The organism is Streptomyces sp. NPDC052396 (genome assembly GCF_044593195.1).
GTDB lineage: Bacteria > Actinomycetota > Actinomycetes > Streptomycetales > Streptomycetaceae > Streptomyces.
On record NZ_JBIUAW010000003.1, the window covers coordinates 422,312 to 434,755 of the forward strand.

Here is a 12,444-nt window from a genome sequence, read left to right on the forward strand (position 1 = left end):
CCGGCGAAGTTATCACCGCGTCGTGACCGCCGTCACGAGGGCGATATAGCGGCCAACTCCGTTTGCGTGCCCCGTGGTTCACCGGGCCAGCGTCGCCACCAGCAGCGCCTTGATGGTGTGCATCCGGTTCTCGGCCTCGTCGAAGACCACCGAGTGCACCGATTCAAAGACCTCGTCGGTGACCTCCAGCGAGGTCAGGCCATGGCGCTCATGGATCTCCCGGGCCACCGTGGTGCCCAGGTCGTGGAAGGCGGGCAGGCAGTGCAGGAACTTCACGGCGGGGTTGCCGGTGGCCTTGAGCACATCCATGGTCACCGCATAGGGGGCCAGCAGCGCGATCCGGGCGTCCCACACCTCCTTGGGCTCGCCCATGGACACCCAGACATCGGTGGACACGAAGTCCGCGCCGGCCACGCCCTGCCGGACATCGGCGGTGAGGGTGATCCGGCCGCCGCTCCGGGCGGCCAGCCGCTGCGCCTGGGCCACCACCTCGGCGGCGGGCCACAGCTCCTCGGGCGCCACGATCCTTACGTCCATGCCCAGCAGCGCACCGGTGACCAGGTAGGAGTTGCCCATGTTGTAGCGGGCGTCGCCGAGGTAGGCGAGTGCCACATGCTCCAGGGGCTTGGCGGTGTGCTCGGTCATGGTGAGCACATCGGCCAGCATCTGGGTCGGGTGCCATTCGTCGGTGAGGCCGTTGAAGACCGGGACGCCGGCGTGGGCGGCCAGCTCCTCCACCACCTGCTGGCCATGGCCGCGGTACTGGATGGCGTCAAACATCCGGCCGAGCACCCGGGCGGTGTCCTTGACCGACTCCTTGTGGCCCACCTGGGATCCGGCCGGGTCCAGATAGGTGGTGCGCGCGCCCTGGTCGGCGGCGGCGACCTCGAAGGCGCAGCGGGTGCGGGTGGAGGTCTTCTCGAAGACCAGTGCGATATTGCGGCCCTGGAGCCGGGGCTGCTCGCTGCCCGCCCGCTTGGCGGCCTTGAGCTCGGCCGCGAGTTCGACGAGGCCGTGGAACTCCTCGGCGGTCAGGTCCGTTTCCTTCAGCAGGTGCCGGCCCTTGAGGCAGTCAGTGGCCATAACGGTGGACTCCCTGGATTTATATGCAATGAGTGGCAATATTATGCACTCCCGGGTACCGGGTCCCGCTCCACCGGGCAGCTCATACAGCGCGGCCCTCCCCTGCCCCGGCCCAGCTCGCTGCCGGGGATGGTGATCACTTCAATGCCGTTCTTGCGCAGATAGGTGTTGGTGGTGACATTGCGCTCATAGGCGACCACCACCCCCGGCTCTATGGCCAGCACATTGCAGCCGTCGTCCCACTGCTCGCGCTCGGCGGCGTGCACATCCTGGCGGGCGGTCAGCACTCGGATGGAGTCCAGCCCCAGGGCGGCCGCGATGGCGCGGTGCATATGCTCCGGCGGATGGTCGGTGACCTTCAGTTCCCGCCCGCCCACGCCCGGTTCGATGGTGTACGAGCGGAGCATGCCCAGCCCGGCGTACTGGGTGAAGGTGTCCCCGTCCACCATGGTCATCACCGTGTCCAGGTGCATAAAGGCCCGCCGCTTGGGCATGTCCAGGGCCACGATGGTACGGGCCGAGCCGGCGGCGAACAGCCGGTGGGCCAGCATCTCCACCGCCTGCGGGGTGGTCCGTTCGCTCATCCCGATCAGCACCGCGCCCCGCCCGATGACCAGGACATCGCCGCCCTCGATGGTGGACGGATAGGCGGCCTGCCCCTCGGACCAGACCTGGAAGCCGCCCGCGGCGAACAGCGGATGGTGCCGGTAGACCGCCTCGTAGTGCACCGTCTCATGCCAACGGGCGGGCCAGCGCATGGCGTTGACACACACCCCGTCGTATATCCAGGCCGAGGTGTCCCGGGTGAACAGATGGTTGGGCAGCGGGTTGAGCAGGAAGTCGTCCAGGTCCATCACATGGAAGCGGACCGAGACCGGCTCCGGGTGGCGCTCCAGGAACTCCCGCTTGGTCATGCCGCCGATCAGCCAGCCGGCCAGCTCCGCGGCGGGCATCGCCTCGAACGCCGCCCGGATATGGCCGGTGGCCAGCACCCCGTACTCCCGCTCGCAGAAGACCCGCTCCAGCACCAGGTCCCGGGCCCGGGGGACCCCCAGGGTCTCCGTCAGCAGGTCCCGGAACAGATGCACCTCCACCCCGCGCTCGCGCAGCACATCGGCGAAGCCGTCGTGCTCGGCACGGGCGCGGCGCACCCAGAGCACATCGTCGAAGAGGAGAGCGTCCTTGTTGGACGGCGTGAGCCGCTTCAGCTCCAGGTCGGGGCGGTGCAGGATGACGCGGCGCAGCCGCCCGGCCTCGGAATCGACATGGAATCCCATCCCCCCATCCTCACCTGAATCAGTCGTGATCACCCCGTGTACCGGGGCCGAAGGCCAGCGCGGCCACCACGGCCAGGGCGGAGGCGACGGCCGCGACCAGCCAGCCGTGGCGCAGCGCGCCCAGGGACGGGTGGTGCGCCCCGCCGCCCAGGGCGACCAGGACCGCCACCCCCAGGGCCGTGCCGCCCTGCCGGGAGACCATCAGCACACCGGAGCCGCTGGACATCCGGGCCTCCGGCAGCCGTCCGGCGGCGGCGAACATCACCGACTGGTACAGGCCGGTGCCGACGCCGGCGCACAGCAGTCCGGGCAGGAAGGCGGCCGGGTAGTGCGACTGCCCGCCCGCGGCGCACAGCCACCACACCGGGGCGGCCAGGAAGGCCAGTGCGCCCAGCAGGGCGGCACCCCGCTCCCCCAGCGGCCGCACGATGCGGCCGGAGAACACCGAGACCACCAGCACGGTGGCGGGCCAGGGCGCCAGGGCCAGGCCGGCGCGCTGGATCGGGTAGTGCCACACCCCCGTGAACAGCTGGGTCGCGGCCAGCGTCATGGCCCCGAAGGCCAGGAAGTAGGCGAGCAGGCCCAGGCCGGCGGCGGTGAAGCCACGGGTGGCGAACAGGGCGGGGTCGACCACCGGGGCGGCGGTCCGCCGGACGTGGACCGCGCAGAGCACGGCCGCCAGCACTCCGGAGGCAAGCACCCCCAGGGTGGCCGGGGAGCCATAGCCCCAGTCCTCGGCCTCGGCGAAGGCGGTCACCAGGCAGGCGATGGCGGCGAACACCAGGGCCGTGCCGGCCGGATCGAGGGACTGACGCCGGCCGGGGGCGGTACGGGGCAGCAGCCGTACGCCCGCCACCGCGGCCACCAGCACCACCGGCACATTGATCAGGAAGATCCAGCGCCAGTCATGGGCGGCGAGCAGACCGCCGAGCACCGGCCCGGAACCGGCCGCCACCGCGCTCACCGCGGTCCACACCCCCACCGCGGTGGGCCGTTCCCGGTCCGGGAAGGCGGGCAGCGCCAGCGAGAGCGAGGTGGGCACCAGGACGGCCGCGCCCACGCCCTGCACCACCCGGGCGGCGATCAGCCCCGTCAGGCCGGGGGCGGCGGCGCAGCCGGCCGAGGCCAGGCCGAACAGGCACAGGCCGAGCAGGAAGGAGCGGCGGCGGCCGGTCACATCGGCCACCCGGCCGGCCGGGATCAGCAGCGCGGCCAGCACCACCGTGTAGCCGTTGAGCACCCAGGACAGTTCGGCGGTGGGGGCGGAGTGGTACTCCCGGCCGATCATCGGGAAGGCGATATTGACCGCGATGGCGTCCAGCACGGCCAGGAACTGGGCGGCGGAGGCCACCGCGAGCACCAGCCAGCGGCGCGGGTCCGGGGCCGGGGCCGATAGCGCGGGCGCAGCGGGCCGGTTGGAGGAAAGGATCGTCATGACGGTCAAGCATCGGCATGGACGCCGCCGGCCACGAGTGGCAGGAATGACAATGCCCAGTACATTACTGCCATGCCCTCGATAGCCGTGGCGGTCACCGATGGACTGCCGTTCTTCGAACTGGCCATTCCCTGCCATATCTTCGGGGACGACCGGATCGACACTCCCGACGACTGGTACGAGCTCAAGGTCTGCGCCGTGGGGACCGCCCGGGACGGCGAGGCGGGCGCCATGCGCTGGTTCAGCGCCCAGACCCCTTATGGCGCCGAGGAGTTGGTGGCCGCCGACACGGTGCTGGTGCCGGGCGCCGCGGATGTGCGCGGCGACCCGCCCGGGGAACTGATCGAGGCCCTGCGGGCCGCGCACCGGCGGGGCGCGCGGCTGGTGTCGCTGTGCTCCGGCGCCTTTGTGCTGGCCGCCACCGGGCTGCTGGACGGGCGCGCCGCCACCACCCACTGGCGTTACGCCCGGCTGCTGACCGAGCGGTATCCGGCGGTGCGGGTGGATCCTTCGGTGCTCTATGTCGACCACGGCGATGTGGTGACCGGGGCCGGCTCCACCGCGAGCATCGATGTCTGTCTGCACCTCGTGCGCGAGGACTTCGGGATGGAGACGGCCAACGCGGTGGCCCGGCAGCTGGTGGCCCCCGCCCACCGGCCGGGCGGCCAGGCGCAGTTCATCGAGGCCCCGCTGCCGGAGCGGGCCGGTGACTCGCTGGCGCCGCTGCTGCAGTGGGCGACGCGGCGGCTCCAGGAGCCGCTGACGGTGGCGGACCTGGCCCGGCGGGCCCGGATGAGCCCGCGGACGCTGGCCCGCCGGTTCCAGGCGGCCACCGGCACCACGCCCATGCAGTGGCTCCAGGTGCAACGGGTCGCCCGGGCCCGGGAGTTGCTGGAGAGCAGCGATGAGTCGGTGGACCGGGTGGCCGAGTTGTGCGGCCTGGGCACAGCGGCGAACTTCCGGCGGCGGTTCGCGGGGGTGGTGGGGGTGCCGCCGAACGAGTACCGCCGCGCGTTCCGCCGGCGGGCGGGCTGAGGTGACGGCAGCGGGCGGGCAAGAGACCCGCACACCGCCCACCACCCCTACAGCCGGGGGTCGACCGGCTCCGACTCCAGCGCCAGCACCGCGAACACCGCCTCATGCACCCGCCACAGCGGTTCCCCCGCCGCCAGCCGGTCCAGCGCCTCCAGTCCCAGCGCGTACTCCCGCAGCGCCAGCGACCGCTTGTGCCCCAGGTGCCGTACCCGCAGCCGCGCCAGGTTCTCCGGGCGGGTGTACTCCGGGCCGTAGATGATCCGCAGGTACTCCCGGCCCCGGCACTTGACACCCGGCTGCACCAGCCGCCCGTTGGCCGTGCGGACCAGCGCCGCCAGGGGCTTGACCACCATGCCCTCTCCGCCCCCGGCGGTCAGGTCCAGCCACCACCGGATGCCCTCGGCGACCGACGCCTCGTCCTCGGTGTCCACGATCAGCCGGCGGGTGGGCGCCAGCAGACGGTTGATCCACTTGGGCCGGAAGGCGCATATGCCGTTGTTGGTGTCGGCGCGGAGGGCATCCTCCTCGACCATCCGGTCGATCATGGCCAGTTGCCGGTCGTGCGGAAGCGCGGCGAGGCTGCGCCCCTCGGCGGCCAGGATCTGGAACGGCGCCAGCCGGATGCCGTCCAGGCCGTCCGTGCCATGGCCGCCCACCCGGCGCGGCATGCCGGTCTCGGCGCGCTCGCCGGGCCAGCCGTGGGCGGGGTCGCCGACCGGCCAGCAGTACCGGCCGTAGGCCTCGGTGAACGCCCGTGCGTCCACCGCCCGTTCGCGCTGACGGCCCAGCAGCTCGGCGACGTCCACCCCGCGTGCCGCGGCCGTCTCCAGGGCGCCCAGCGCGGCGGGGAAGACCGCGCCGGCGGCGGCACCCACGGCCGCGTACTGGCTGCGCAGCAACCCGGCGGCCTTGAGCGACCACGGCATCAACTCGGCGTCCAGCACTAGCCAGTCGGTGTCCAGTTCCGCCCACAGTCCGGCGGCGTCGACCATGCGGCTCATCCGCTTCAGGATGCGGCCGGTCAGCTCCTGGTCGTCCAGGAACGGCCGCCCGGTACGGGTGTACACCGCGCCCGGCATCCCCGCGGGCGTGTGGAAGCGCTCCCGGGCCACCGTCTCGTCACGGCAGACCAGGACCACCGCCCGGGAACCCATGTGCTTCTCCTGGCAGATGACCTGCCGCACCCCTTCCTCCCGGTAGGCGGCGAACGCCTCCCGGGGGTGCTCCAGATAGCCCTCCTCGGCCGAGGTGGCCACCGGGGCCATGGTGGGCGGCAGATAGAGCACCTGCCGGGGGTCCAGGGCGAAGCGGCTCATCACCTCCAGCGCCGCCGCCGCGTTCTCCTCGCGTACCGCCAGCCGGCCCAGGTGCCGGGTCTCCACCACCCGGCGTCCGGTGACATCGGCCAGGTCCAGCGGGCGTCCCTCGGCACCGCCGGGGGCGGCGGAGAGCAGCGGGCGCACCGGCTCGTACCAGACCCGTTCGGCCGGCACATCCACCAGCTCCCGCTCCGGCCAGCGCAGCGCGGTCAGGCTGCCGCCGAACACGGCGCCGGTGTCCAGGCAGATGGTGTTGTTGAGCCAGCCGGCCTTGGGGGTGGGGGTGTGGCCGTAGACCACCGCGGCGCGGCCCCGGTACTCCTCCGCCCATGGGTAGCGCACCGGCAGGCCGAACTCATCGGTCTCCCCGGTGGTGTCGCCGTAGAGCGCGTGCGAGCGGACCCGGCCGGAGGTGCGGCCGTGGTACTTCTCCGGCAGACCGGCATGGCAGACCACCAGGTCGCCGCCGTCCAGGACATAGTGGCTGACCAGTTCGCGGATGAACGCCTGGACCCGCTCCCGGAACTCCGGTTCCTCGCGCTCCAGTTGTTCAATGGTCTCGGCCAGGCCATGGGTGGGCTGCACCTTGCGGCCGCCGAGGTGACGGCCCAGCTTGTTCTCGTGGTTGCCGGGGACGCACAGCGCGTGCCCGGCGGCGGTCATGCCCATCACCAGGCGCAGCACCCCGGGGCTGTCCGGGCCCCGGTCGACCAGGTCGCCGACGAAGACGGCGGTGCGGCCGTCGGGGTGCGCGGCGTCCACCGGGCGGCCGGCGGTGTCCCGGGTGAGGGTGTAGCCCAGCTTGGCCAGCAGGGTCTCCAGCTCGGAACGGCAGCCGTGGATATCGCCGATGATGTCGAAGGGGCCGGTGAGGTGGCGCAGGTCGTTGAACCGGCGCTCCCGGACCAGCTCGGCCGCCTCGGTCTGGGCCACTCCGCGCAGATGGTGCACCTTGCGGAAGCCCTCGCGCTCCAAGTGCTTGAGCGAGCGGCGCAGTTCGCGCTGGTGGCGCTGGATGACCCGGCGGGGCAGCGCGGCCCGGTCGGGGCGGGAGGCGTTGCGCCGGGCGCAGACCTCCTCGGGAACGTCCAGGACGATGGCGACCGGCAGCACATGGTGTTCGCGGGCCAGACCCACCAGCTGTTTACGTGCCTCGGGCTGGACATTGGTGGCGTCCACCACGGTGAGCCGGCCGGCGGCCAGCCGCTTGCCGACGATGTAGTGCAGGACGTCGAAGGCATCACCGCTGGCGCTCTGGTCGTTGGGGTCATCGCTGACCAGGCCACGGCAGAAGTCGCTGGAGACGGTCTCGGTGGGCTTGAAGTGCCGTGCGGCGAAGGTGGACTTGCCGGATCCGGTGGCGCCGACCAGGACCACCAGGCAGAGGTCGGGTATGCCCAGGACGCGGCGCTCCGGGGGCTCGGTGGTGGTGCTCATGCCGCGTCGGCCTCCTTGGCGTCGGTGGGGTGCTGTGCGGTGAAGACAGCCATCTGGGTGGGCGGGCCCACCTCGGGGTCGTCGGGGCCGACCGGGGTGAACTCCACGGTGTAGCCATGGCGCCGGGCCACCTCGCCGGCCCAGGCACGGAACTCCGCCCGGGTCCACTCGAAGCGGTGGTCGCCGTGCCGGACATGCCCGGCGGGCAACGACTCCCAGCGGACGTTGTACTCGGCATTGGGCGTGGTGACGATGACCGTCCTGGGGCGGGCGGCGCCGAACACCGCGTGTTCCAGGGCGGGCAGCCGGGGCAGGTCCAGGTGCTCGATGACCTCGCTGAGCACGGCCGCGTCATAGCCGGCCAGACGGCGGTCGGTATAGGCGAGCGAGCCCTGGAGCAGCCGGACCCGGGCCGCCTGCCGCTCTCCCATCCGGTCCAGGCGCAGCCGGCGGGCGGCCTCCTTGAGGGCGCGCATGGACACATCCACGCCGACGATCTCGGTGAAGCGGACGTCCTTGAGCAGCTCGGCCGTCAACTGGCCCTGCCCGCAGCCCAGATCGAGCACCCGGGCCGCGCCGGAGGCACGCAGCGCGGCCAGGATGGCCTCGCGCCGGCGGACGGCCAACGGCAGCGGCTTGTCCTCGGTGTCGGTCCGCTCGTCCACCGCGTTGTCGAGTTCACCGGCTTCGGTGTCATCGGCCTCGGCCAGCCGGGCCAGGGCCAGGCGTTCCAGGGCGTCCCTGGTGAGGGACCAGCGGCGGGTGAGGAACCGGCTGGTGATCAGGCGGTGTTCGGGGTGGTTCTCCAGCCAGCCCTCACCATGGCGCAGCAGCTTGTCCACCTCGTCGGCGGCCACCCAGTAGTGCTTGGCGTCATCCAGTACCGGCAGCAGCACATACAGCTGCCGCAGGGCCTCGGCCAGGGTGGACTCCCCCTCCAGCACCAGGGAGACATAGCGGGAGTCGCCCCACTCGGGGAACTTCTCGTCCAGCGCCACCGGCTGAACGGTCAGCTGCCAGCCGAGCGGTGCGAACAGCCGCTCCACCAGCGCCGCCCCGCCCCGGGCCGGCAGCGCGGGCACCTCGATGCGCAACGGCAGGCGGCGGGCGGGCAGTTCGGGCCGGGCATGGCACTGGCCCTTGAGCGCGCTGGAGAATACCCCGGCCAGCGCCACCGCCAGCAGTGAAGAGGCGGCATAGGGGCGGTCGTTGACATACTGGGCGAGCGCCGAGTCGGGCGCTCCCCCGCGGCCCTTGCCCTTGTTCCGCCGCACCAGCGCCACCGGGTCCACCTCCAGCAGCAGAGCCGCCGTGCACCGCTCGGGCGTGGCCTCGGGGTAGAACACATGGGCAGTGCCCTGCGCGGTGGAGAACCGCTGCGCCCGGCCGGGGTGTTTGTGCAGCAGAAAGCCGAGGTCGGTCGCCGGGCGGCCGGAATCACCGGTGGTGGAGATTGTCAAGAACACCCAACCGATTATCGAGCCCTGTTTATCTGCCCTCCTAATGGTTTTCCAGATCGTCTTCCAGCAGCGCCGCCAACTCCCCGATCAGCTCCGGCCCCACCCGGCAGCAGCCGCCGATCAGCCGGGCTCCGGCCGCGCGCCAGACACTCACCCGCGCCGGGTCGAAGGTGGCGCCCCCTCGCCAGTCCCCGGCCCGGGCGTCCCAGCCCTCCCCGCTGTTGGGGTAGACCACCACCGGTTTGCCGGTGACCCGGGCGGCGATCTCCACGGCCCGGTCCGCGTCCCGGGGATCGCAGCAGTTGACGCCCACCGCGATCACCTGGTCGTTCCCGGCGGCCGGGGCGAATGCCTCGGCCAGCGGCTGCCCGGCCCGGGTGTACTCACCGGCGCAGCTGTAGCTCAGCCACACCGGCACCCCGCACCCGTCGACGGCGCGCAGCAGCGCCCGGCCCTCCACCGCGTCCGGCACCGTCTCCAGCGCCAGCACATCGGGCCCGGCCCCGGCCAGCACTTCGATGCGGGGCCGGTGGAAGCGCTCCAATTCCCCCTCACTCAGGCCATATCGGCCCCGGTACTCGCTGCCGTCGGCGAGCATGGCGCCATAGGGCCCGACCGAGGCGGCGACCCAGACCTCCCGGGCGGCCGGGCGGGCCGCCCGCCGGGCCAGCTCCACGCTGGTGCGCAGCAGCGCCGCGGCCGCCTCCCGGTCCAGCCCGCGCCGGGCGAAGCCCTCGAAGGTGGCCTGGTAGCCGGCGGTGATCAACACCTGGGCGCCGGCCCGTACATAGGCGGTATGCGCCTGTTCGATCTGGCCGGGGTCGTCCGACAGCAGCCGGGCCGACCACAGTTCACCGGACAGGTCACAGCCCTGCGCCGCCAGCTGGTTGGACAGCCCGCCGTCCAGCACCAGCGTATGGTCCGCCAGCGCCCGGGCGAGCGGTGTGGCCGGTACGGCCATGGATCAGCCCTCTCCCTCGCTCCGCTGCCCGGCCCCAGCCGGTCAGCCCAGTTGGGACCGCACCTGAGCGGAGATCAGCTCCAGGTGGTCCAGGTCATACAGGTCCAGCAGCTGGAGGTAGATCCGGGAGGAGCCCACCGCGGCATAGCGCCCGATCTTGTCCACCACTTCGGCCGGCGAGCCGGCCAGGCCGTTCTCCCTGAGCTCGGCCACCTCACGGCCGATGGCCGCGGCCCGGCGGGCCACCTCGGCGTCGTTCCTGCCCACGCACACCACCAGGGCGTTGGAGTACACCAGCTCGTCGGCCCGGCGGCCCACCCGCTCGGCCGCCGCCCGCACCCGGCCGAACTGCTGCTCGCTGTCCCCGATGGAGGCGAAGGGCATATTGAACTCATCCGCGAACCGGGCGGCCAGTGCCGGGGTGCGCCTGGTACCCAGCCCGCCGATCAGCACCGGCACCTTGGCCTGGGCGGGCTTGGGCAGTGCCGGGCAGTCGGTGAGCCGGTAGTGGCCGCCCTCGAAGGAGAAGGTCTGACCGGTCTTGGCCGCCCACAGCCCGGTGACGACCTCCAGTTGCTCTTCCAGGCGGGCGAACCGGTCCTTGGGGAAGGGAATGCCATAGGCCCGGTGCTCCTCCTCGAACCAGCCCGCCCCCAGGCCGAGTTCGACCCGGCCGCCGGACATCTGGTCGACCTGGGCGACCTGGAGGGCCAGCACCCCCGGCAGCCGGAAGGTGGCGGCGGTCATCAGGGTGCCCAGCCGGATCCGCCTGGTCTCCCGGGCCAGACCGGCCAGGGTGATCCAGGCGTCGGTCGGACCGGGCAGGCCGTCACCGGAGCCCATGGCCAGATAGTGATCGGACCGGAAGAAGGCGTCAAAGCCCAGATCCTCGGTGGCCTTGGCGACGGTGAGCAGGGTGTCATAGCTCGCCCCCTGCTGGGGTTCGGTGAATACGCGCAGGTCCATGCCTCCATCCTGCACGCTCGAACACCCGTCAACCCGGCAACTGCCGCCCCGTCCTTCTCGCCTCCCCCGGGTGAAAAACCCCGGCCCGCTCCGGACGTCGAGGTATCGGCCAGTGTCCGGCGCGCCGGGAGATCGTTGGCCTCGGCGGAGCCGGACCGCCCGGCCCGCGCACCGGTGTCCGCTGCCGGAGGCGACGATCGCTATGCCGCCCTCCCGCGCCGGGAGGGCCGGGGCCGAGGAGGCCACCATGACCCAGGAAGCCGTGCCCGAAGAGGCGTTGCCCACCCAGGCCGCTTCCGCGCGACAGGGCGCGCCCAAGGGCCTGTTGCAGCAGATGGAGGAGTTGATGGCAGAGCTGAACGCCAATCTGTCGCAGCTCGACGCGGACCTTCAGTCGTCCGCCCAGCCACCCGCCCAGCCGTCCGCCCAGCGGCCGTCTCCGGACCGGCCGGACCCCGCCGCCGGCTGACCGCGCCGCCATCACGCGGCACCTCCCCGTTCTCGCAGGGCGATCCGTCTGAGCAGTCCGCTCACCCGGTCGCTGGTCTCATCGGCCGAGTCGATCGCCTCGATGCACTGCCAGTACAGCCCGTCCTCCTCGCAGGAACAGGCCACTCCCACCAGGGCGATGCCGATCTCGCCCAGCAGCACCCCCAGGTCGGTCAGTGCCTCCCAGGGCTCGCGCACCGTGGAAAGCTGAGCCGCCCGTAAGCCTCCGGCGCCCGGCGCGATCTGGCGCAGCGCGCCGGAGGCCCTGCTCCCGGCCTCGCTCAGCCCCCGGGCCGCCGACCGCACCTCATAGGCGCCATGTGCGGCCAGGTGTCCGCCGACGGCCTGCGCCAACGCCTGTGTCTGCCATGCCTCGGCCACGATCTCCGCCACTCCGGCCGCCCTCGCCAGGGCGAGCCGGGTCGCCTCGATCAAACGCACCGCGTCCATGCCCACTCCCCCATGTTTTCCGTCCGCCCGCTCTCACTACCCAGAGTGATGACTAACCGCCGGAAAAGCCAGGGGAATTCAGAAATCTGTGGATACCAAATCCGCTGTGGACAACTCAATCACTCCGGAGAGTGACGGTGGGATGGATTCCGCTCCTCCGCGGGGTGTTCGCCGGGTACCGGAAACCGCCGCTCATTGCGGTCGATCTTGGCGGACAGCGCGGCCGCCGGGTCGATCCCCAACACCTCGCAGAACTGCAGCAGATAGGCCAGGACGTCGGCGACCTCGTCCCGCACCCGGGCCGCGGCCGCCTCGTCCGTCATCACCCGGGCCGACTCCTCCGGGGTCAACCACTGGAAGATCTCCAGGAGTTCGGACGCCTCCACGCTCAGCGCGGCGGCCAGGTTCTTGGGCGTGTGGTATGGCTGCCAGGAGCGGGCGGCGGCGAACGCGGTCAGCCGCCGCCGCAAGGAGCCCAGGTCGGCGGGCGGTTCGGCGGGCGGTTCGGGGTGTCGGGGATCTTCGCTCATCC

At 72.1% G+C, this 12,444-nt stretch carries 11 protein-coding genes; 2 read left to right on the plus strand and 9 right to left on the minus strand.

Annotated features, from left to right (window positions below):
- Positions 1-78: 78 nt before the first annotated feature.
- From argF to ACIHFE_RS10340, 3 genes are read right to left on the minus strand one after another with little or no spacing between them, the layout of a single operon-like run.
- Entirely contained in the window at positions 79-1,083 is a 1,005-nt protein-coding gene (argF, locus tag ACIHFE_RS10330; RefSeq protein ID WP_400105410.1) for an ornithine carbamoyltransferase, read from the minus strand.
- Between the two features lie 41 nt (positions 1,084-1,124).
- A complete protein-coding gene (locus tag ACIHFE_RS10335) occupies positions 1,125-2,360 on the minus strand; it encodes an arginine deiminase (protein ID WP_400105411.1) in 1,236 nt (411 codons plus the stop codon).
- 19 nt (positions 2,361-2,379) lie between these two features.
- Positions 2,380-3,795 (minus strand): MFS transporter, encoded by a 1,416-nt coding sequence (locus ACIHFE_RS10340; protein ID WP_400105412.1) that lies wholly within the window; start codon positions 3,793-3,795, stop codon positions 2,380-2,382.
- A 72-nt stretch (positions 3,796-3,867) separates the two neighbouring features.
- On the opposite strand from ACIHFE_RS10340, the gene ACIHFE_RS10345 reads away from it, so the two are divergent.
- On the plus strand, positions 3,868-4,830 hold the full coding sequence (locus ACIHFE_RS10345) for a helix-turn-helix domain-containing protein (RefSeq protein ID WP_400105413.1): 963 nt from the start codon (positions 3,868-3,870) through the stop codon (positions 4,828-4,830).
- A gap of 47 nt (positions 4,831-4,877) precedes the next feature.
- On the opposite strand, the gene ACIHFE_RS10350 is transcribed toward ACIHFE_RS10345, so the two are convergent.
- From ACIHFE_RS10350 to ACIHFE_RS10365, 4 genes are read right to left on the minus strand one after another with little or no spacing between them, the layout of a single operon-like run.
- A complete protein-coding gene (locus tag ACIHFE_RS10350; protein WP_400105414.1) occupies positions 4,878-7,586 on the minus strand; it encodes a polynucleotide kinase-phosphatase in 2,709 nt (902 codons plus the stop codon).
- Positions 7,583-9,052, minus strand: a complete 1,470-nt coding sequence (locus tag ACIHFE_RS10355; protein ID WP_400105415.1) for a 3' terminal RNA ribose 2'-O-methyltransferase Hen1 — start codon at positions 9,050-9,052, stop codon at positions 7,583-7,585. The genes ACIHFE_RS10350 and ACIHFE_RS10355 overlap by 4 nt, the downstream gene beginning before the upstream one ends.
- Positions 9,053-9,086: 34 nt before the next feature.
- Positions 9,087-10,007, minus strand: coding sequence for a homocysteine S-methyltransferase (gene mmuM, locus ACIHFE_RS10360; RefSeq protein WP_400105416.1), 921 nt, complete (start codon positions 10,005-10,007; stop codon positions 9,087-9,089).
- Positions 10,008-10,049: 42 nt separating this feature from the next.
- Positions 10,050-10,973, minus strand: coding sequence for an LLM class F420-dependent oxidoreductase (locus ACIHFE_RS10365; RefSeq protein WP_400105417.1), 924 nt, complete (start codon positions 10,971-10,973; stop codon positions 10,050-10,052).
- 247 nt (positions 10,974-11,220) lie between these two features.
- On the opposite strand from ACIHFE_RS10365, the gene ACIHFE_RS10370 reads away from it, so the two are divergent.
- On the plus strand, positions 11,221-11,442 hold the full coding sequence (locus ACIHFE_RS10370; protein WP_400105418.1) for a hypothetical protein: 222 nt from the start codon (positions 11,221-11,223) through the stop codon (positions 11,440-11,442).
- Positions 11,443-11,453: 11 nt separating this feature from the next.
- Here ACIHFE_RS10370 and ACIHFE_RS10375 read toward each other — a convergent pair whose 3' ends face one another.
- Both ACIHFE_RS10375 and ACIHFE_RS10380 read right to left on the minus strand, forming a co-directional pair.
- Positions 11,454-11,912: a DUF6099 family protein gene (locus ACIHFE_RS10375; RefSeq protein WP_400105419.1), complete on the minus strand. Its 459-nt coding sequence runs from the start codon at positions 11,910-11,912 to the stop codon at positions 11,454-11,456.
- 119 nt (positions 11,913-12,031) lie between these two features.
- A complete protein-coding gene (locus tag ACIHFE_RS10380) occupies positions 12,032-12,442 on the minus strand; it encodes a nucleotide pyrophosphohydrolase (protein WP_400105420.1) in 411 nt (136 codons plus the stop codon).
- Between the last annotated feature and the right edge of the window lie 2 nt (positions 12,443-12,444).

Excerpts from the sequence above, each read along its gene's own strand:
- argF (WP_400105410.1), bottom strand. The coding sequence starts at position 1,083 with ATGGCCACTGACTGCCTCAAGGGCCGGCACCTGCTGAAGGAAACGGAC.
- ACIHFE_RS10335 (WP_400105411.1), bottom strand. The coding sequence starts at position 2,360 with ATGGGATTCCATGTCGATTCCGAGGCCGGGCGGCTGCGCCGCGTCATC.
- ACIHFE_RS10340 (WP_400105412.1), bottom strand. The coding sequence starts at position 3,795 with ATGACGATCCTTTCCTCCAACCGGCCCGCTGCGCCCGCGCTATCGGCC.
- ACIHFE_RS10345 (WP_400105413.1), top strand. The coding sequence starts at position 3,868 with ATGCCCTCGATAGCCGTGGCGGTCACCGATGGACTGCCGTTCTTCGAA.
- ACIHFE_RS10350 (WP_400105414.1), bottom strand. The coding sequence starts at position 7,586 with ATGAGCACCACCACCGAGCCCCCGGAGCGCCGCGTCCTGGGCATACCC.
- mmuM (WP_400105416.1), bottom strand. The coding sequence starts at position 10,007 with ATGGCCGTACCGGCCACACCGCTCGCCCGGGCGCTGGCGGACCATACG.
- ACIHFE_RS10365 (WP_400105417.1), bottom strand. The coding sequence starts at position 10,973 with ATGGACCTGCGCGTATTCACCGAACCCCAGCAGGGGGCGAGCTATGAC.
- ACIHFE_RS10370 (WP_400105418.1), top strand. The coding sequence starts at position 11,221 with ATGACCCAGGAAGCCGTGCCCGAAGAGGCGTTGCCCACCCAGGCCGCT.
- ACIHFE_RS10375 (WP_400105419.1), bottom strand. The coding sequence starts at position 11,912 with ATGGACGCGGTGCGTTTGATCGAGGCGACCCGGCTCGCCCTGGCGAGG.
- ACIHFE_RS10380 (WP_400105420.1), bottom strand. The coding sequence starts at position 12,442 with ATGAGCGAAGATCCCCGACACCCCGAACCGCCCGCCGAACCGCCCGCC.